17 protein-coding genes are annotated in these 20,456 nt (G+C 45.2%); 15 read left to right on the forward strand and 2 right to left on the reverse strand.

Features of this window, described 5'->3' with window-relative positions; genetic code table 11:
* Positions 1 to 122 precede the first annotated feature (122 nt).
* From scfA to GX756_02855, 11 genes are all read left to right on the forward strand, one after another.
* Entirely contained in the window at positions 123 to 296 is a 174-nt protein-coding gene (gene scfA, locus GX756_02805) for a six-cysteine peptide SCIFF (protein ID NLC16787.1), read from the forward strand.
* A 78-nt stretch (positions 297 to 374) separates the two neighbouring features.
* Positions 375 to 1,724, forward strand: a complete 1,350-nt coding sequence (gene scfB, locus GX756_02810; GenBank protein NLC16788.1) for a thioether cross-link-forming SCIFF peptide maturase — start codon at positions 375 to 377, stop codon at positions 1,722 to 1,724.
* A 58-nt stretch (positions 1,725 to 1,782) separates the two neighbouring features.
* On the forward strand, positions 1,783 to 3,156 hold the full coding sequence (gene secD / locus GX756_02815; protein ID NLC16789.1) for a protein translocase subunit SecD: 1,374 nt from the start codon (positions 1,783 to 1,785) through the stop codon (positions 3,154 to 3,156).
* On the forward strand, positions 3,153 to 4,166 hold the full coding sequence (secF, locus tag GX756_02820; protein NLC16790.1) for a protein translocase subunit SecF: 1,014 nt from the start codon (positions 3,153 to 3,155) through the stop codon (positions 4,164 to 4,166). Before secD ends, secF begins: the two co-directional genes overlap by 4 nt.
* Positions 4,167 to 4,273: 107 nt before the next feature.
* On the forward strand, positions 4,274 to 6,631 hold the full coding sequence (gene recJ / locus GX756_02825) for a single-stranded-DNA-specific exonuclease RecJ (protein ID NLC16791.1): 2,358 nt from the start codon (positions 4,274 to 4,276) through the stop codon (positions 6,629 to 6,631).
* On the forward strand, positions 6,631 to 8,781 hold the full coding sequence (locus GX756_02830) for a bifunctional (p)ppGpp synthetase/guanosine-3',5'-bis(diphosphate) 3'-pyrophosphohydrolase (GenBank protein NLC16792.1): 2,151 nt from the start codon (positions 6,631 to 6,633) through the stop codon (positions 8,779 to 8,781). The genes recJ and GX756_02830 overlap by 1 nt, the downstream gene beginning before the upstream one ends.
* A gap of 47 nt (positions 8,782 to 8,828) precedes the next feature.
* Positions 8,829 to 9,437, forward strand: coding sequence for an MBL fold metallo-hydrolase (locus GX756_02835; protein ID NLC16793.1), 609 nt, complete (start codon positions 8,829 to 8,831; stop codon positions 9,435 to 9,437).
* Positions 9,430 to 10,863 (forward strand): coproporphyrinogen dehydrogenase HemZ, encoded by a 1,434-nt coding sequence (hemZ, locus tag GX756_02840; GenBank protein ID NLC16794.1) that lies wholly within the window; start codon positions 9,430 to 9,432, stop codon positions 10,861 to 10,863. Before GX756_02835 ends, hemZ begins: the two co-directional genes overlap by 8 nt.
* 154 nt (positions 10,864 to 11,017) lie before the next feature.
* Positions 11,018 to 11,281, forward strand: a complete 264-nt coding sequence (rpsO, locus tag GX756_02845) for a 30S ribosomal protein S15 (GenBank protein ID NLC16795.1) — start codon at positions 11,018 to 11,020, stop codon at positions 11,279 to 11,281.
* Between the two features lie 58 nt (positions 11,282 to 11,339).
* On the forward strand, positions 11,340 to 13,433 hold the full coding sequence (locus tag GX756_02850; GenBank protein NLC16796.1) for a polyribonucleotide nucleotidyltransferase: 2,094 nt from the start codon (positions 11,340 to 11,342) through the stop codon (positions 13,431 to 13,433).
* A gap of 105 nt (positions 13,434 to 13,538) precedes the next feature.
* A complete protein-coding gene (locus GX756_02855) occupies positions 13,539 to 16,169 on the forward strand; it encodes a pyruvate, phosphate dikinase (protein ID NLC16797.1) in 2,631 nt (876 codons plus the stop codon).
* Positions 16,170 to 16,601: 432 nt separating this feature from the next.
* Here the strand turns inward: GX756_02855 and galE are convergent, their stop codons facing one another.
* Together galE and GX756_02865 are read right to left on the reverse strand one after the other, a co-directional pair.
* Complete coding sequence (gene galE / locus GX756_02860; protein ID NLC16798.1) at positions 16,602 to 17,612, reverse strand: UDP-glucose 4-epimerase GalE; 1,011 nt, start codon at positions 17,610 to 17,612, stop codon at positions 16,602 to 16,604.
* A 78-nt stretch (positions 17,613 to 17,690) separates the two neighbouring features.
* Positions 17,691 to 18,173: an amidase domain-containing protein gene (locus tag GX756_02865; protein ID NLC16799.1), complete on the reverse strand. Its 483-nt coding sequence runs from the start codon at positions 18,171 to 18,173 to the stop codon at positions 17,691 to 17,693.
* A 107-nt stretch (positions 18,174 to 18,280) separates the two neighbouring features.
* Between GX756_02865 and GX756_02870 the strand changes: the two genes are divergently transcribed.
* From GX756_02870 to rimI, 4 genes are all read left to right on the forward strand, one after another.
* On the forward strand, positions 18,281 to 18,796 hold the full coding sequence (locus tag GX756_02870) for an NINE protein (protein NLC16800.1): 516 nt from the start codon (positions 18,281 to 18,283) through the stop codon (positions 18,794 to 18,796).
* 142 nt (positions 18,797 to 18,938) lie between these two features.
* A complete protein-coding gene (gene tsaE / locus GX756_02875; GenBank protein ID NLC16801.1) occupies positions 18,939 to 19,352 on the forward strand; it encodes a tRNA (adenosine(37)-N6)-threonylcarbamoyltransferase complex ATPase subunit type 1 TsaE in 414 nt (137 codons plus the stop codon).
* A complete protein-coding gene (gene tsaB, locus GX756_02880) occupies positions 19,349 to 19,996 on the forward strand; it encodes a tRNA (adenosine(37)-N6)-threonylcarbamoyltransferase complex dimerization subunit type 1 TsaB (GenBank protein ID NLC16802.1) in 648 nt (215 codons plus the stop codon). Before tsaE ends, tsaB begins: the two co-directional genes overlap by 4 nt.
* On the forward strand, positions 19,993 to 20,436 hold the full coding sequence (gene rimI / locus GX756_02885; protein ID NLC16803.1) for a ribosomal protein S18-alanine N-acetyltransferase: 444 nt from the start codon (positions 19,993 to 19,995) through the stop codon (positions 20,434 to 20,436). The genes tsaB and rimI overlap by 4 nt, the downstream gene beginning before the upstream one ends.
* The last annotated feature ends 20 nt before the right edge of the window (positions 20,437 to 20,456 follow it).

The following is a 20,456-nucleotide window of genomic DNA, read 5'->3' on the forward strand; positions in this document are numbered from 1 at the left end:
ACCCCAAACCCCCTCATCATATAATCATCAATCCACGCTTGTACCTTTTTTATACGACGCCTTATAGGGTTGAAAAAAATAGCGATTTGGTATATAATCAGTATATATTTTAGGAGGAAGTTATGAAGCATATAAAAATTATAGCCGTTAACACAATTGACAGATCCAAAGACACGGGCTGCGGCGAATGCCAAGCAAGCTGCCAATCAGCGTGCAAAACCAGCTGCACGGTAGGCAATCAAACCTGCGAAAAGAAAGCAACCCGTAATCCCAAAATTAAGGTTAGCGTGGGATAACCGGTAAAAAAAGCGTTATTTAATGAAAAAATAAAAAAAACAATGCAGTATTAAAATACTGCATATTTTTGTTTTATTATGGTCCATACGTTTAAGTGTTTAGATAATTATTTTTTGCTTGACAGCGAAAGCGGAAGCGTGTTTTTGATAGACCGCCCCGCGCATATAGCGTGCAAAATTATGACGGGCGAGCTTATCCCCCAAAAGCCGCTGGAAAAAGAAATCCAAGAAGCCCTAGACGAGCTTAACGCCCTAAAAGAACAAGGCGTTATATTTTGCGAGCCCGAAAAGCCGAGCGATATCGCATACAACGGCGAAATCAAGTCAATGTGCCTAAACATCAGCCACAGGTGCAATTTGCGCTGTAAGTATTGCTTCGCCCAAGAAGGCTCATACGGCGGAAAAGCTACGGATATGAGCGCCGAGATCGCGCGTTTGGCGGTTGACTTTTTGATAAAGCATAGCGGCTCAAGGCGGAACTTGGAAGCGGACTTTTTTGGCGGCGAGCCTTTGCTTAACTACGAAGTCATTAAAGACACGGTCCGATACGCCCGCGCCCAAGCCCAAAAAGCCCAAAAATCTTTTCGTTTTACCATTACGACCAACGGGACAATACACGACGAAGAACAATTAAAATTTATCAACGACAATATGTCCAATGTCGTAATCAGCATAGACGGCAGGGAAGATACGCATAATTTTAACAGGAAATTTGGCGGCGGACAGGGAAGTTATCAAAAAGCGCTTAAATTCGCGCAAGAGTTTAGGCGCGTAAGGGGCGGGGGCGAATATTATATCCGCGGGACATTTACATCCCGTAATTTAGACTTTGCGGCCGATGTTTTGTCTATTAACGATTGCGGCTTTGACCAAATATCCATAGAGCCCGTAGTCTTGCCCCAAGAACATCCCTTGGCGATACGCCAAGAACATATAGAAAAAATCAGCCAAGAATACGAAAAACTGGCCCGAGAATACCTAAAACGCCGACAAAGCGACAAATGGTTTAATTTTTTTCATTTTATGATCGATTTTGAGGGCGGGCCTTGCGAGAAAAAAAGGACAAGCGCCTGCGGCGCTGGCAACCAATACATAGCCGTGGCGCCCGACGGGCTTATTTACCCTTGCCACCAGTTTGTGGGCAACCCAGACTTTGTCTTGGGCGATTTAAAAACTTGGGACAGGACCCAAAGCCTGCCCCTAAACCAAGACATAAGGCGCAATTTTCAAGCCTGCAATATACACGCCAAGCCCAAATGCCGAGACTGTTTCGCCAAGTATTATTGTTCGGGCGGTTGCGCCGCCAACAACCACAATTACAACGGCGACATCAACGAGCCGCTTGATATAATGTGCCGGATAACAAAAAAGCGCATAGAATGCGCGATAGCGGTCAATATATTGGAAAGAGTTCAAACAATTGATTGACTAATAAAATATAAAAACTTATAATTAATTAGTGCGAGATTAATGTAAGGGAGAAATCATGCAGAAGCATAAAAAACGCGCAATAATCAAACTGGTATTGGCTTCGTTAATCGTTGCCACCGCGTTGTTTTTTGCGCTGGTTCCGTTTGATGTTCCGTTTACCAATTACAGATACACCTCTTTTGCGGGCGGCATTAAACTGGGAATAGACTTAAAAGGCGGCATTTACGCCGTTTACGATATCGCGGACGACGAACAAGACCGCACCAATCTGGACGCGCGCTTGGACGGCACGGTCACTCGCTTGCACAACATGATAACGGGCAAAGGCTATATGGAAGCCACCGTCAGCCGCGAGGGCGATACGCGCATCCGCGTGGAAGTCCCCGATTTGGAAAACCCCAAAGAATTGTTTGAAATAATCGGCGAGCCCGCCACATTGGAGTTTAGGATAGACAGCGAAACCGTTTTGACGGGCGATACGGTCAAAGACGCTTACGCGGCATACACCAACGAGCACGGCTATGTCGTCCAGCTTATCTTTGATTCCGTAGGGACCAAAAAATTTGGCGAAATAACCCAAAACAATATTGGCAAGGCTATGGAGATAGTGGTTAACGGACAAACCATATCCAGCCCTTCCATCCAAACCGCCATAACCAATGGCAAACCGATAATAACGGGCAATTTTACCTACGAATCGGCTGATAGATTGGCAAACCAAATCGTATCGGGCGCGTTTGATGTAAAGCTAGCTTTGATCGAATCCAGCATAGTAAGCCCGACCCTAGGCGTTAACGCGCTTAACACCAGTCTTATAGCTGGCGGAATAGGATTAATCGGCATTCTTATTTTCTTGTGCGTTTTATATAGGGCGATGGGCGCTATGAGCTCAATATCGCTTTTGTTGTTTGTGTCTTTATATTTATTTTTCTTATGGGCGTTGCCGTGGGTGCAGTTAACATTGCCCGGCATCGCTGGCATTATCCTAAGCATAGGCATGGCGGTTGACGCCAATATAATTATATTTGAAAGAATCAAAGACGAATATAAATTAGGAAAATCAATCAACGCCTCGGTTATCGGGGGGTTTAGAAGGTCTTTGAGCGCTATAATTGACGCCAATGTCACCACTGTAATCGCCGCAATACTTCTTATCGCCATAGGCTCAGGGTCGGTAAGAGGCTTCGGCATTACCTGGCTGATAGGCGTAATTATTTCAATGTTCTGTTCTTTGGTAATCACCAGAGCGTTATTAAAGAACATGCTAAGAATAAACAAAAACAATCCCGCGTTATATAACCTAAAAAGAGAAGACGATGTTGTTGAAATCCCCGACGAAGACATTGACGCAGAAGATTCGCGCCGCGGTTTCTTCCCGTTTGGCAAAAAAAAGAACCGCAATAAACAGCCCGGGGGTGCGCAAGTATGAAACAAAAGCTATTTAAAAGAGATTGGAAAATAGTAGATAAGTGGAAATATTATTTCATAGCGTCCGGCATAATTATCCTTCTGGGCATAGTTTTACTTTGCATTCCCAAAATTGGCCTTAACCTCGGCATTGACTTTGAGGGCGGCTATTCAATGGAGATCAAATACGGCCCGGCCTTGACTAAGGAAAACTTCAGCGAAAAGCTCGCCGAGGTCAACGAGGTCGTAACCAACTTGACCGACAGCGAGGGCAACAAATACAACCTAGAAATAGCAAGGGCGCAAATGCAAGGCGAAGCCGAGGGCGCTTCTATCCTTATCAGGTTTAAGGCGATCGGCGACGAGCAATATATGGAGCAGGTAACCCAAGACCTCAAAAAAGCGCTTATAGAACGGCTTACCGATGTGGAAGACCCTTATGTGGGCAATGTAATGGATTCGTCCACAATCTCTCAAACGGTAAGCTCAGAGCTACTGTTTGCAGCGCTTGCCGCGGTATATTTGGGGCTATTATTAATGCTGGTCTATATCACCATAAGATTTGAGCTAAAGAGCGGTCTTGGGGCGGTGGTCGCGCTGTTCCACGATGTCTTAATAGTCGTGGCGTTTATGGTGTTTTCTAGGATAGAAGTCAACTCTACATTTATAGCGGCGATAATTACCTTGATAGGATACTCAATTAACAATACCGTCGTTATCTTTGACAGGATTAGGGAAAACCTAAAAAATCCCGCCAACGCGGATTTGTCCAGCGCGCAAATCGCCAACAAATCAATCAAAGAATCTTTCTGGCGTACGTTTAACTCGTCATTGACCACGCTGTTTACGATAACTTTACTGGCGATTATAGGCGTGCCGGCTATTAGGGAGTTCGCGTTGCCGATAATAGTAGGACTGCTTTCGGGCTTGTATTCCTCGTTGTGCTTAGCGCCTTCGGTATGGGCATTACTAAACAAGCCAAAGGCCAAAAAAGAGCAAGCCAAAACGACTGAGGCGGCCCCGCAAGCCTAAACTTCCCTAAAATATACAGCGTCGCGAATACGCGGCGCTTTTTTATTATCTTTACAAATGCATATATTCGGCGTATAATTGTATATAAAAAAAGAGCGGAATATTTGATGAATACGATTTTTAAAAAGCGGGAAAGCCGTCCCGTTAGCGTTTCGTGCGATAATTTTGAGCTGTCGGATATTGTTTTAAAGATTATAACGGCAAGGGGCTACCAAACCGAAGCCCAAATCAAAAAATTCCTATATCCGTCCGAGGAAGACTTATACGACCCTTTTTTGTTGCGGGGTATGCGCCAGTTAACCCAAAGGCTGTATAGCGCCATGAAAACCAGCGAAACGGTCGTGATTTATGGCGATTACGACGTGGACGGTATTTGCGCGGCGGCGATCTTGAGCGATTATTTGGCGCAAAACGGCGTCAATGTTTATCCATACATTCCCGACCGCAATAACGACGGCTACGGCCTAAACGAAGACACCCTGTCCAAAATAATAGAAGATTGCGCGCCCGATTTGATAATAAGCTGCGACTGCGGCATTTCGGCGCATAGGGAAGTTGAGATGGCGCTTGACTTGGGCGTGGACATTGCGGTTACCGACCACCATGAAGCGCCCCAAGAACTGCCCCAATGCGTAATAATCAATCCAAAACTAAAAGGTCAAGACTATCCTTTTGATATGCTGTGCGGCGCGGGCGTCGCGCTAAAAGTCGTTCAAGCTTTGGGCGGCTTAAAGGCGGCTTCCAAATACTACGACTTATGCGCGCTTGCCACGGTCGCCGACCTTGTCCCGCTTACCGACGAAAACCGAAGCCTTGTCGTTTTGGGGCTTAAAAAAATCAATTCAGACCAAGTCAATATCGGGCTAAAGATGCTTTGTCAATATTTGGGCCTAAATAGCGGCATTACCTCGTCCGATTTGGCGTATAAAATTTCGCCGCGCATCAACGCCGCGGGCAGAATGGGCGACGCGTATCGGGCGTTTGAACTGCTCACCCTAAAAGACAAGGCCAAGCTAATGGATATAATCAAAGACATCAGCCTTGACAACCAAAAACGGCGCGATATTTGCGACGAATTGCGCTCGGAAGCGCTTGACTTGATAAGCGGGATAGACCTAATCAATCAATACGCCATAATACTGCACAACTCGCAATGGGAAAAAGGCCTAACCAGCATTATAGCCGCCCAGCTTAGCCACGAATACCGCAGGCCTTGCTTTTTGCTGACCGATACGGGCGAATGCTATAAGGGCTCGGCACGCAGCATTGAAGGCATTAATCTTTATGAAGCGCTAAGCAGCGTGTCCGATATTATGATTGATTACGGCGGGCACGCCCAAGCCGCAGGGTTTACTATCAGGAAAGACAAATTAAACGAGTTCAAAACAAGAGTCCAAAATTACATAAAACAACAATATGAAAAAAAGCTGTTCTTGCCTTACAGCGTGTATGACCTGGAAATTGAGGAAAGCCAAATAACATTGGATCTGATTAAAGAATTGGAAATGCTGGAGCCCTACGGCTTTGGCAATCCGCGCCCCATATTCAAGCTAAAGACATCGTCCTTGTCCGCGGAGTTTATGAAAAACAGATGCGAACATCTTTTGGCGCAGACGCCGGACGAAAACACCATAGTATGTTTTGGCTACGGCAAGTTTATAGAGCTTATGAATGTCAGCGCGGACTTTGAATTGGGCGTGGAGCTTTCTATCAACAAATTCCGCGACAAAGAATACCCTAATATAACGCTAAAAGACATTAATTTTAGCCATATTAACGCCATAGACGACGAAGACAAAATACACGCCCAAGCATTGAAATTGTTAATGTATAATAGTAACCAAGCCCCAAAATATGATATAATCAAAGAAGACGATCTTTTGCAGATAATAGACTATGACAGGCTGTATGGCACGTTGCTTTTGAGCTATGACTTTGATTCATACAAAAGCGCGATAAAAAAAGGCGTCATATCGGAATATTTTGTTCATAACTATATCTATTCCACGACGCCTAACAACTACAACCGCATAACTTTGGGAAGCGATTTTGACATAGACTTTGGCGGCTTTGACAGGATAATCTTTTTGGAGCGTCCCTTAAAAGACGGCGTAATATCGCATATCAACCAAATGAGCAAGGCCCAAGTCTATGTCATAGACAGGCCCTACGACCCCGAGATTATAAGGGGGCTTTGCACGAAGCGGGCAAGCTTTGTCCGGGCCTATGCCATACTCCAAAGATGCGACCAGCTGCAAGACAATTTCTTTACAAGTTTTTACGGCTATGTAAAAGACGGAATAATAAGCTACAAACAGCTGATGTTTTGCTTGCTGGTGTTTATGGAGCTTGGCCTGTTAAAGGTTGATTGGCAAGACTTCTGTATCCATGCCGACAAAACCAAAAAAGTAAATTTAGACGATTCTACGATATTAAATTACATAAAAGAGCAGGTGGATAATTGATAGAAACACAAAAGGCAAGCGCCAAGGAAGAAATAATATCTAAAATAAGACATTATTATCCGGGCGATAGCAAGCTGCTGGAGCATGCCTTATCTTTTGCCGAAGAGGCGCACAAAGGACAAAAAAGGGAATCGGGCGAGCCCTTTTTCACCCACCCTATTGGCGTGGCCGATATTTTGATTGATTTGGGCATGGATGTCGCCACGATTTGCGCCGCCCTGCTTCACGACATCTTGGAAGACACCGCCGTTACCGAAGAACAACTGAAAAAAAACTTTGGCGAAGAAGTTTGCGAATTGGTTAAAGGCGTAACCAAACTGGACAAAATCGTCTTTAAGTCCAAAGAGGAAGAGCAAGCCGAAAATTTCCGCAAGATGTTTTTCGCCATGGCCAAAGATGTAAGGGTGATTTTGATTAAGCTGGCCGACAGGCTTCACAACCTAAGGACCATAACGCCCTTGCCTTTTGACCGCCAAAACGCCATCGCCAAAGAAACGCTGGAAATTTACGCGCCGCTTGCGAGCAGGCTGGGCCTTTCCTATATAAAGTGCGAGTTGGAAGACTTGTCTTTAAAGGTAACCCAAAGGGAAGTTTACGAAGAGTTAGTCAAGGAAGTGAGTTTAAGGCGCGCCGAGCGGCAAGAAATGGTCAACAAGATAATAAAACAGTTGGTGGAAATACTCAACGAACTCAATATAGCGGGCGAAGTTAGCGGCAGGCCCAAGCATTTTTATAGCATTTACCGCAAGATGAAAACCCAAAACAAGACCTTTGACCAGATTTATGACCTAACCGCGCTAAGGGTGATAGTCAACACTGTCAGCGATTGCTATGAGGTTTTGGGCAAAATCCATTCTTATTGGAAGCCCGTTCCGGGCAGGTTTAAGGATTATATAGCCGTTCCCAAGCCCAACAACTACCAGTCCTTGCACACTACGGTTATGACCAACTACGGCTCGCCGTTTGAGATCCAAATACGGACTTTTGAGATGCACAAGATAGCCGAATACGGCGTCGCGGCGCATTGGAAATACAAAGAAAACCGCGGCGACTCAAACGACCTGGACAAAAAAATAAGCTGGCTTCGGGAAGTTATGGACATGCAGAGCGAGCTGGGCAGCTCAAAAGAGTTTTTGGAGTCCGTCAAGGTGGACTTATACAGCGGGCAGGTGTTTGTATTTACGCCCAAGAGCGACGTAATAATCTTGCCCGAGGGCTCTACGCCCATTGACTTTGCCTATAATGTCCATACCGATATAGGCAACAGGTGCGTAAGCGCCAAAGTCAACGGCAAGATAGTGCCCCTTACCACGCATTTGCAAACGGGCGACATTGTGGAAATCATAACCAGCGCCAACTCCAAAGGCCCGTCAAGGGACTGGCTCAAGATTGTCAAGACCTCGGCAGCCAAAGCCAAGATCCGTTCTTTCTTCAAAAAGCAGATGAAGGAAGAAAACATTAAACTTGGCAAGGATATTCTGGAAAACGAACTCAAAAGGCGCGGGTTTGCCGCCACGCAATTATTCAAAGCGCCGTGGCTTGAGTCCGTGATGCAAAGGCTGTCTTTGACTTCCATTGACGATATGTACGCGGCGATAGGCTATGGCGGCATTACCTCAAGTCAGGTAATCGTCAAGCTGATTGACTTTTACAAAAAAGAACAAATCACCCGTTCGCGCGAGTTTAAGGTCAGCCCGGACACTATGGACGCCAAAGACGCCGTCGTGGTGCGCGGTCAAAAGGACTTGCTGGTGCGCATGGCGAAATGCTGCACGCCCGTTCCGGGCGACAAAATTATAGGCTTTATCTCAAGGGGCAGGGGCATTGTCGTCCACCGCGATAGCTGTCCCAACATCAAAGCCATGGAGCAAGAACGCCTTATAGAAGTGGACTGGGCGCAAGCCGAATCCAAATTTAACGCCAATGTCCAAATCATTGCGACTGATCACGAGGGCTTGCTGGCAAAGGTTTCCAATGTCTTTGCCGAGCAAAAACTGTCCATAGGCGCGCTGAACGCCCGAATTTCCAAAGCCGGCAAAGCCATAATGAATGTGACCGTCAGGGTCCAAAAAATATCTGACCTTGACGTGCTGTTTAACAAATTGAAACAGCTAGAAGAAGTCAACGAGGTAAGGCGGATAACCAATTAACATAAAATGCGCTTGTTTTTTTAAAAGGCGATATATAAGGAAACCCTATGCAAGTTAAGACCTTGGTAACCGATATTTTTGGCAGTAATTTTTATATTGTCAGCCAAAACAACGCGGCAATAATGATTGACCCCTCAGGGTCGTCCAAAATCCACCAAAAAGCTCAAGATTATTTAAAGGCCAATAATCTTCAACTAAAAGGCGTTTTGCTCACGCACGGGCATTTTGACCATATCGCGTTGGGGCATCTTTTTCAGGGCAAAGCGCCTATTTATATACACAAAGACGACAGCCCCATGCTATACAGCGACAAAAACTACGGCAAGCTGTTCGGCTATGTTATTAAGCCTTTTGAGGCCGATAATTTGCTGGACGGCGGGGAAGAGCTAACTTTTGGCGGTATAAAAGTCCAAGTAATACACACCCCCGGCCATACGCAAGGCTCGGTATGCTATGTCATTGATAATTGTATCTTCTCGGGCGACACCCTATTTAAAGAAAGCATAGGCCGAACGGACTTAGCGGGCGGCAATTACAACCAGATTATCCAATCAATCAACAAGCTCTTTAACCTAAAAGGCGATTACACGGTATATTCGGGGCATGGCGAGCCTACAACTTTGAGATACGAGCAAGAAAACAACCCTTATGTATAATATCAATATTCCTTTTTTATTGCCCGAAAACGAGGATATAATAAGACTATTTTTTAAAGAATACCGCCGCGGCGAGCGGTCCGATATTTTTATTGACCAAAACATATCTTTTGAAGGCCAAAAAGTCATAAGCCTTGTCAAAACCAACCTAGGCGGCGAGCCTTTGGAATTTTTGGATAGCCAGCGATTTTTATACCCAAAAGGCTCTTTAGAATATTCCAAATATCTCAAAAGATTTGCCAAACATAGTTTATACAAAGTTTTAAAACAACTAACCGGCCAAGCTATGCCTTGGGGCAGCCTTACGGGCATCCGTCCCACAAGGCTTGCTTATGAGCTTATAGAACAAAATATCCCGATCGAACAAATAGCGCCCGCGCTCAAGCAAACTTTTGACATTTCAGCCCAAAAACTAGAACTCCTTATGCGGATAATACAAGCTCAAAAGGGCATATACACAAAAGATGCGCGCGCCGTTAATCTATATGTCAATATACCCGTATGCGCCACAAGATGCAGTTATTGTTCTTTTATTTCTTCCCAAATAGATAAATGCGGGCATCTATTGGACACATATTGCAAACTATTAAGCCAAGAAATCAAATTCAGCCTTGACATAATAAAATCCCAAAACCAGTATGTCCGAACGGTCTATGTGGGCGGCGGCACGCCCACGGCGATCGCCGCAGACCAGCTTGACGCTATCTTATCAGAGCTGCCCAAAGACGCCTTGGAATTTACCGTGGAAGCGGGCAGGCCGGACAGCGTTACCAAAGAAAAACTGGATTTGTTAAAAGCCCAAAATGTAACCCGAATCAGCATTAACCCCCAAACATTCAACCAAGATGTTTTGGATACGATAGGGCGCGGGCACACGGTCCAAGATATTTTTAGGGCGTACGAGCTAGCAAGGCAAAACTATGATTTTATAATCAATATGGACTTAATAGCGGGGCTTCCCAATGACGCCTACGGCAGCTTTTGCCAGTCAATCCAAAAAACTTTGCAGCTTGCCCCCGATAACATAACCGTTCATACCCTTAGCCTAAAAAGCGGAGCGAGGCTAAAACAGCAGCAAATAAAATATTTTGGCGATATAGCCCAAATGGTAGATTACGCCTATCAAGAAATAACTTCCCAAGGCTATATCCCTTATTACCTTTACCGCCAAAAAAACACGCTCGGCAATCTAGAAAACACAGGCTACTGCAAGCCCGATACCCAATGTATTAATAATATAGACACTATGGAAGAGAGTGTCTCGGTCGTGGCTTGCGGCGCGGGAGCTATCAGCAAGCGGGTGTTAGGCGGCGGCAGGATTGAGCGCAGCGCCAATGTCAAAAACATAGAGGATTATATCGGCCGTTTTGACGAAATGCTAAAAAGGCGCAAAAAGCTCTTTTTGGCCAAAAACAATAAATTATAATGTCAATCAATTGGCATAATATAATCAAATAATTTTATTTTACATCTTATTGCTCGTATGATATACTAAGACAGATACCTAAAACTTGGTTTAGCGGCTACTCCTCGCTTGACTAGGTTTTTGGCTTATTTTATTATCCGTAGGAGGTTAAAAAATGGATAAGAAAACCAAACAAGAAATCATCTCTAAGTTTGCCCGCAAGGAAGGCGACACGGGCTCGCCCGAAGTTCAAATCGCTTTATTGACTTACAGGATTAACCATCTCAACGAGCATCTAAATATCCACAAAAAAGACCATCATTCAAGACGCGGTCTTTTGCAGCTAGTCGGCACAAGAAGGCAACTTCTCAATTATCTCAAAAGAGTTGATATCAACCGTTACAGAGATATTATAGAAAAATTAGATATACGAAAATAATATTTTTTTAATAAGGGCGGGTTGTCGCCCTTATTATTTGGAGGATTAACAACAGAATATGGAACTAGGACATGTTTTTAAGACGCAGATAGGCGGCAGGGAAGTCATAGTGGAGATAGGCAAATACGCCGAACTCTCCAACGGCTCGTGTCTAATTAGATGCGGCGACACCGTTGTTTTGACCAATGTGACGATGTCCCCTGAGCCCCGAGAAGGAATAGATTTTTTCCCGTTAGGCGTTGATTTTGAGGAAAAAATGTATGCCGTGGGCAAAATCCCCGGCGGTTTTAGGAAGCGCGAAGGCCGCGCGAGCGACAAAGCGATTTTGACCAGCAGGCTTATAGATAGGCCCATAAGACCGCTTTTTCCGCAAGGTTTTTTCAACGATGTGGCGGTGGTTTGCACCGCGTTATCGGTAGACACCAATATCCCTCCCGAAGTTTTCGCCATGATTGGCTCTTCAATCGCCCTGTCAATCTCGGACATACCGTTTTTGGGCCCGACAGGCTCGGTCGTGGTAGGATATGTTGACGGGCAATATGTCATTAATCCCGACAGCGTGCAGCGCGCAAAGTCCGCTATGCATGTTTATGTGAGTGGCACAAAAGACGCGATTATGATGGTTGAGGCGGGCGCTTATGAAGTAAGCGAACAGATAATACTGGAAGGTATTTTATTCGCCCATGAGGAAATCAAAAAGATAGTGGACTTTATAGAGGAAATAGCCAAGGCCGTGGGCAAGCCCAAAAAAGAAGTCCAGTATTACACAATCCCCGACGAGATTGACCAAGCCGTAAGGGAATACGCAGACAAACTTTTGGACGAGGCGCTGGACACCTTTGACAGAGCTACAAGACAAGAAAACCAAGAGCGCGTCCAAGAACAAGTTTTGGAGCATTTCCAAGAAATTTTCCCCGACAAAGCCCGCGAAATAAGCGATGTTTTGTATAATATGACCAAAGAAAAGGTCAGGGCCAAGATTTTGGAAAAAGGCGTCAGACCCGACGGCCGCAAATTAGACGAAATCAGACCTATTTGGTGCGAAACTTCCGTTTTGCCGCGCGTGCACGGCAGCGCCGTATTCACGCGGGGCCAAACCCAAGCGCTGTCCACCGCGACATTGGGCACAATAAGCGATGTCCAAAGGCTGGAAGGGCTGGACGAAGAGAGCTTCAAAAGATATATGCACCATTATAATTTCCCCCCTTATTGCACTGGCGAAGCCAAGCCTTTGCGCGGTCCTAGCCGAAGGGAGATAGGGCATGGCGCTTTGGCCGAGCGCGCGCTGGAAGCTGTGTTGCCGCCAGAATCCGAGTTTCCCTACGCGATCCGCACGGTAAGCGAAATATTAAGTTCCAATGGCTCTACGTCTCAAGCAAGCGTTTGCGGCTCGTGTCTTGCCTTGATGGACGCCGGTGTGCCGATTAAAGCGCCCGTCGCTGGTATCGCTATGGGCCTTATCAAAGACGAGCAAAGCGGCAAAGTCGCCATATTGTCGGACATTCAAGGCATAGAAGACTTTTTGGGGGATATGGACTTTAAGGTCGCCGGAACGGCCAAGGGCATTACGGCTATCCAAATGGACATAAAAATCAAAGGAATAGACAAAGAAATTTTACAAGCCGCCCTAGAACAAGCAAGGGTGGGCAGGCTTCATATACTGGACAAAATGCTTGAAGTATTGCCCGCGCCCCGGCCAGAATTGTCCAAATACGCGCCCAAGATTATTTACTTTGAAATCTCGCCCGACAAGATTGGCGATGTAATCGGCAAAGGCGGCAAGGTAATCAACAAAATTATAGAAGAAACAGGCGTCAAGATTGACATAATGGAAGACGGCAAGGTTATGATTGCCTCTACTGAAATAGATCTGGCCGAACTAGCCAAAAACAAGGTCTTGGCCATTACGGTAGAGCCCGAAGTTGGCTTCCAGTATCAATGCCATATTAACCGCATCTTGGAATTTGGCGCTATCGCCGAAATAGCCCCCGGCAAGGAAGGCTTGATTCACATAAGCAAGCTGGCGCCCCACCGCGTCAGAAAGGTTACCGATGTGGTTAATTTGGGCGACGAAGTCATAGTGGAAGTCATCAAGATAGACCATGATAAAGGCAGGATTGACTTGAAACTGGTAAAAAAACTTGCGAAATAGTATTAGCGTCTTTTAGCCGCCAAAAAATTATTGGCGGATATTAATAAAATTTGTAAAATTATTTTTGGAAATTTAAGGAAAAAAATACAAAAGGAAGGAGTTCACATGGCACATAAGTATGTTTATCTTTTCAAAGAAGGCGACGGCACAATGAGAGAACTTTTGGGCGGCAAGGGCGCCAACTTGGCGGAAATGACCAAACTAGGCCTGCCCGTTCCTCAAGGTTTTACGGTAACCACCGAAGCATGCACCAGATATTATGAAGACGGCAAGAAAATAGCCGACGAAATCAAAGACCAGATTTTTGCCGCTTTGGAAGAACTAGAAAAAATAGAAGGCAAAAAGTTTGGCGATGTCAACAATCCTTTGCTGGTTTCGGTAAGAAGCGGCGCACGCGCTTCCATGCCGGGCATGATGGATACAATCCTAAACCTCGGTCTTAACGATCAGACGGTTTTGGGGCTTGCCAAATTAACCAATAACGAAAGATTCGCTTACGACTCATACCGCAGGTTTATCCAAATGTTCTCCGATGTCGTTATGGAGCAAGAAAAATCCAAGTATGAGCGCATTTTGGACGAAATAAAAGAGAAAAAAGGCTGCAAGCAAGACATAGAGCTTACCGCAGAAGACTTAAAAGAAATAGTTGACTTGTTCAAAAAGCTATATAAAGAAGGCGTAGGCGAAGACTTCCCCCAAGACCCCGCCGCGCAGCTTATGGAAGCCGTAAAAGCGGTATTCAGGTCTTGGGAAAACCCCAGAGCAATCGTATATCGCCGCATGAACGATATCCCTAGTTCGTGGGGAACGGCTGTCAATGTTCAAACAATGGTGTTTGGCAACATGGGCGAAGACAGCGGCACGGGCGTGGCGTTCACGCGCAATCCTTCCACCGGCGAAAACAAGCTTTACGGCGAGTATCTTATGAACGCCCAAGGCGAAGACGTGGTCGCGGGCATCCGCACGCCCAACCCTATTGACGTTTTGGAACAACAAAATCCCGAAATATACAACCAATTTGCCGAAATAGCCGAAAAACTAGAAAAACACTACAAAGACATGCAAGATATGGAGTTTACCATAGAGCGCGGCAAACTTTATATGCTTCAGACCCGCAACGGCAAAAGAACGGCCAAAGCCGCTTTGAAAATCGCGGTTGACCTTGTTAAGGAAGGCCTAATTACCGAAAAAGAAGCGCTTTTGAAGATAGACCCCAAACAACTAGACTCTTTATTGCATCCCCAGTTTGAAGCCAGCGCTTTGAAAAAAGCCAAACCTATAGCCAAAGGCCTTCCCGCTTCTCCCGGCGCGGCAAGCGGCGCTGTGGTGTTTACGGCGGAGGCCGCGGTAGAATGGAAAAACGCGGGCAAGGATGTTGTTTTGGTAAGAATGGAAACCAGCCCGGAAGATATAGAAGGCATGTATGCTTCGCAAGGAATATTAACCGCACGCGGCGGCATGACTTCGCACGCGGCGGTCGTGGCTCGCGGCATGGGCACTTGTTGCGTGGCGGGCTGCGGCGAAATTAAGATAGACGAGGAGAAAAAGATATTCACGGTAAACGGCCTAGTGTTCAAAGAAGGCGACCCTATATCTTTGGACGGAAGCACGGGTTATGTTTATGGCGAAGCCATACCTACCGAGCCCGCTTCGGTTACAGGCGACTTTGCCACAATAATGGAATGGGCGGACAAATACCGCGCCCTAGAAGTCCGCGCCAACGCGGATTCGCCCGCGGACGCGGCGCAGGCCGTTAAGTTTGGCGCTCAAGGCATCGGGCTTGCGCGCACGGAGCACATGTTCTTTGAAGCCGACCGCATACCAGCGATGCGCGAGATGATTGTCGCCAAGACCGAACAGGCCCGAAAGAAAGCGCTCGCCAAATTATTGCCTATGCAAAAGAACGACTTCAAGGGCATATTTGAGGCGCTGCAAGGCCGGCCCGCTACAATCAGGTTTTTAGACCCGCCGTTGCACGAGTTCGTGCCCGCGGACGAGGATGACATCAAAGATTTGGCCAAAGAAATGGGCCTTGAATATGAAGAACTAAAAGCCACGATCGAATCTTTGCGCGAGTTTAACCCTATGCTTGGCCATAGAGGCTGCCGTTTGAGCATAACTTATCCCGAAATAGCCGAAATGCAGACAAGGGCGATTATTGAGGCGGCCTTGGAAGTCAAGAAAGAAAAAGGCCTTGACGTAGTGCCTGAAATAATGATTCCTCTTGTTGGCGATATAAAAGAGCTTGAGTTTGTGAAATCAATAGTAGTCAAGACGGCGGACGAAATTATCGCGCAAAGCGGCACAGATCTTAAATACCTTGTAGGCACAATGATAGAAGTTCCTCGCGCCGCCCTAACAGCCGATAAGATAGCCAAGAGCGCGGAGTTCTTCTCGTTTGGCACAAACGACCTAACGCAGATGACCTACGGCTTTAGCAGGGACGACGCGGGCAAGTTCTTGGACGACTATTACGCCAAACAAATTTTTGAGTTTGACCCGTTCGCGAGAATTGACCTAGAAGGCGTAGGCCAGCTTGTCAAGCTTGCGGTTGAAAAAGGCAAGGCCGCCCGTCCTAACATCAAGCTAGGAATTTGCGGCGAACACGGCGGCGACCCTTCAACCATAGAGTTTTGCCATAATGTCGGATTGACTTATGTGTCATGCTCGCCTTTCAGGGTGCCTATCGCGCGTTTGGCGGCGGCCCAAGCCAATATAAAAAACCCTAGAAACTAATAAATAAAATTATTACAAAGCCCTGTTATATATAACAGGGCTTTTTGGTAATCATAAACTTTTGCTGGACAAGTATTTTTGCTTGATACTATCAATATATAACATATTAAGGAAAAATGCGGGAAAAAAGAAATCGGATATTTTCCAGATAATATCTATTTTCTATCATGCGTTGGCCTTAATCGTATTGATAATATTAATTGTATTGGCCAATAAAAACATTATCCACTCATCCACGGATTATATATTTATCATAGCTGCATTCAGCGTTTATGTCTTTTGCTCGTTGGTTATTTTATCGTAAGATATTGCAAAAGCAAAAAGCAAAATAATAACCAATAAAAAAATTTCAGATAAGATTTTTTAAAAAATAAAGGCCCATTTTCAAAAAACGGGCCTTTTTGTTTTATCGGCTTATATCGCCTGACAAAATCATTCCAATCCATTTGGATTCTTTTTTTGCCAGTTCCAGCTGTCTTGGCACATCTTCACTAAGTCGCGCTTGGCTTCCCAGCCCAATTCTTGCTTGGCTAGGCTAGGGTCGGCGAAACTTGCCGCTATATCGCCGGGTCGTCGGGGCGCGAACTCATAGGGTATGGGTCTGCCCACCACCTCGGAGAAAGCGTTAATAATTTCTAGCACGCTATAGCCTCGGCCTGTGCCTAAGTTATAAATAACCACGCCAGGATTGGTTTTTAGTTTTTTCAAAGCGGCGATATGCCCAAGCGCCAAGTCAACCACATGTATATAATCCCTCACGCCCGTGCCGTCGCGGGTGGGATAATCATTGCCAAAGACGCGGACTTTTTCCAGCCGCCCTACCGCGACTTGAGTTATATAGGGCACGAGGTTGTTGGGGATGCCGTTGGGGTCTTCGCCTATAAGCCCGCTTTCATGCGCGCCTATCGGGTTAAAATACCTCAAAATAGCCGCGTTAAGCGACGGGTCGGCTACATTTTGGTCCTTGATAATTTGTTCTATAAACAGCTTGGTGCTGCCGTATGGGTTGGTCGCGCCAAGCGGGGCGTCTTCCTTGATAGGAACGCTTTTGGGCACGCCGTAAACGGTCGCCGAAGACGAAAACACTATATTTTTCACGCCCGCTTTTTGCATAGCGGCGAGCAAATTAATAGTGCCCGTAATGTTGTTATAATAATAATTCAACGGAACGGACACCGATTCGCCCACGGCCTTTAAGCCTGCAAAATGCATAACATCGGTAATTTGGTTTTCTTTGAAGACCTTTTCAAGCCCGTCCATGTCCAGCAAATCGGTCTTGTAAAACTTAACATCCTTGCCGGTAATTTGCTTAATTCTATTAAGGGCCTCTATTTTAGAGTTGGACAGGTTATCCAAAATAACTATTTCATAGCCCGCGTTAATCAACTCAATAGCGGTATGGCTTCCTATGTAGCCTGTTCCGCCTGTGACCAAAATCGCCATCTGATATCTCCTTAAATCAAAATTAATTATATGTTACCACAAAACGCGCCATAAGCAAAATCAATAAAGACTTTTTAATTAATATTTGGCGCCGCCTGTAATATGTATAAACCTTATCTTGTCATAAATATAACTTCTCAAAGGGCGGTCGTATGAGTCAAAAGTGTGCGTGGCTATGGTTATTTCGGGCGTTACGGAAACCACAAACAGCGAATGCGAAAAAATATTGTCTTTAAAACTAAGCTGTATTATATCGCCTTCTATAAGATGGTCTTGGCTTGTTTGGACGGCTTGAGGCCCCACGCCTTTGTTATTGATTATAAACTTAAAAAAATATTCGGCCGCCGTCCAAGACGCCGCGCGGTTGCTCGGCGAGATATAATACCAGCCCGTTACGGGCGTAAAATTCATTACATTGATTCCGGCGAAGACGCATTGCGATATAAAATTGGTGCAATCCCCTCCCAAATTGGAAAAGTCATAATATTTTGGGTTGCGCGAATACGCCCATTTTTTAGCGTATTGCAGCGCGGCTTGGCGGTTATATAAAATTTTTCTCATTATTTTTTAATCCCATCTTAATCTATTTCTAAAAATATATACTTGTCAACGCGGCTTTTATACAATATAATGTAAATATAAATTATATATTCGGAGTAAAAAATAATATGCCATTTGAAGCCCTGAGATGTCCCAATTGCGGCGCGCCGCTTGAACATAACCAAAATTATTGCGACCATTGCGGCATAGGTCTAAAATCCACAGACCCTAACGCCCAAAAAGGCCGAGGGTTTAATATTTCAATAGAAGGCAAGGACAAAACCTACAATTATGGCTTCTCCTTTGACGCCCAGCCCAAACAAGGCCCGGACAGCCAGCAAGGGACATATAGTTTTGGGCCAAACCAAACAACATATGACGCGCGGACCAATACCTACGCTCAAAGCGCGCCTAAGGCCGCGACCGCGTCGTCTTTGTCTCGCGAAGTGGCGCTTATACTGGCGTTAATTTCTTTATTTTTCTTAGGCGGAATCGCCATACACAAGATTTATCTAAAAAGAATGGGCGACTTTGTGCTGTCTTTGCTTTTTTTCTGGACAGGGATTCCCGCTATAGTTTGCTTAATTAATTGCATTTCGCTTGCCACAATGACCAACCAAGAGTTTCATCAGAAATTCGGATAAAATATTTAGGTCGGTATAAAATTTCAAAAAAATATAACTTCAAAAGGACACAAAACCAATACCAAAATTTAACCAAAAAAGAGGGCGACGCCCTTATTTTTTTAAATTGCCCATTGTTTAATCATCTGATATAATAAACCCTGTGCGATACAAAACCATAAGTTCGGAACAAACTTTTGAGCTTGGCAAAAAGCTTGCCCAGAAGCTAAAAGGCGGCGATATTATCGCGCTTGAGGGTCAATTAGGCGCGGGCAAAACGGTCTTTGCCAAGGGCTTAGCGGCGGGCTTGGGCGTCAAAAAAGCCGTTTTGAGCCCCACGTTTACGCTTTTTAGGCAATACAAGGGCGAAAAATGGGATTTTTACCATTTTGATATGTATAGGCTTTCTGATTCCTCAGAGGCCTATGAGGCGGGTTTTGACGAATTTATCGGGCAAGACGGCGCTATTACGGTTATAGAATGGGCTGATAAAATAATAGATATGTTAAATAATATAACTTACTGCGTCAATATCGCCTATATTGACCAAAACACAAGATTGGTGGAAATCAAATGAATTATATTTGCATAGACACGGCGCGCAAACAGTTAGAAATCGTAGGACAATACGAGGGCCAAGAGCTTTACCATTTTGATTCGTCCATCTTGCAGCACTCTGTGACCTTAATGCCCGCTATCCAAAAACTTATGCAAGGCAAGGACTGGGACTTGATTGATTATATCGGCGTCAATTGCGGGCCGGGCTCGTTTACCGGCATAAGAATAGGCGTAACGACCGCTAAAATATTCTCGTATATTAAAAACATAAAAATTTTCCCTTTCAACTCTTTGCAGATGTTCGCATATAATATATATAGCACTTCGGACGAAACCATAGTTTGCGCCCAAGCGAGCGGAAATCCTCAAGTTTATATCGCCGTTTATGAAAACCAAATCGATACGCTTGTGGAGATTTTAAGCCCCAAAGTTTTGACCAAGCAAGAGTTTGATAGGTTTTTGGGTCTAATAGACGAGCCTGTCCTGATAGCTGCGGATTATGAATTGTCCCCAAAAAAAGACAGCTTCAAAATACATTTTATTGAGCAGTGCAAAACAGGCATCCAAAGATTAATGAAACAGGCCAGCGGGCAAAACTCGGTCAATTGCTATCAATTGGAGCCTTTATATATCCAAATTCCGCAGGCGCAAAAAGACTTATGATTAGGACGGCAACCTTAAAGGATATATCCCAAATTTGCCAAATAGAAAACGATTGCTTTGGCGACGACGCGTGGAGCGGTCAAAACTTTTTGGCGGTTTTGGCAAGCGGTATATCCAAGCTTTTTGTCTATGAGGCGGACCAAAAAATAATCGGCTACGCCGTAGTGACTGTTATTTTTGACGAGGCGCGTTTGGATAATTTGGCTGTCTCTTCGCGGCACAGAAAAAAAGGCATAGGAAAGCGACTTGCCACATATATATTGCAATATCTAAAAAACATAGGAATACATAAGGTAACATTGGAAGTCAGAAAGAGCAATACGGCCGCCATAAATCTTTACAGGTCTTTGGGCTTTGTAACGGAAGGCGTTAGGAAAAAATATTATAAGAACCAAGAAGACGCGTATATCATGTGGCGGTATGATGGGGAAAAACCTTGACATAGACATCAATTATATTC

This window comes from Clostridiales bacterium (assembly GCA_012512255.1).
Classification (GTDB): domain Bacteria; phylum Bacillota; class Clostridia; order Christensenellales; family DUVY01; genus DUVY01.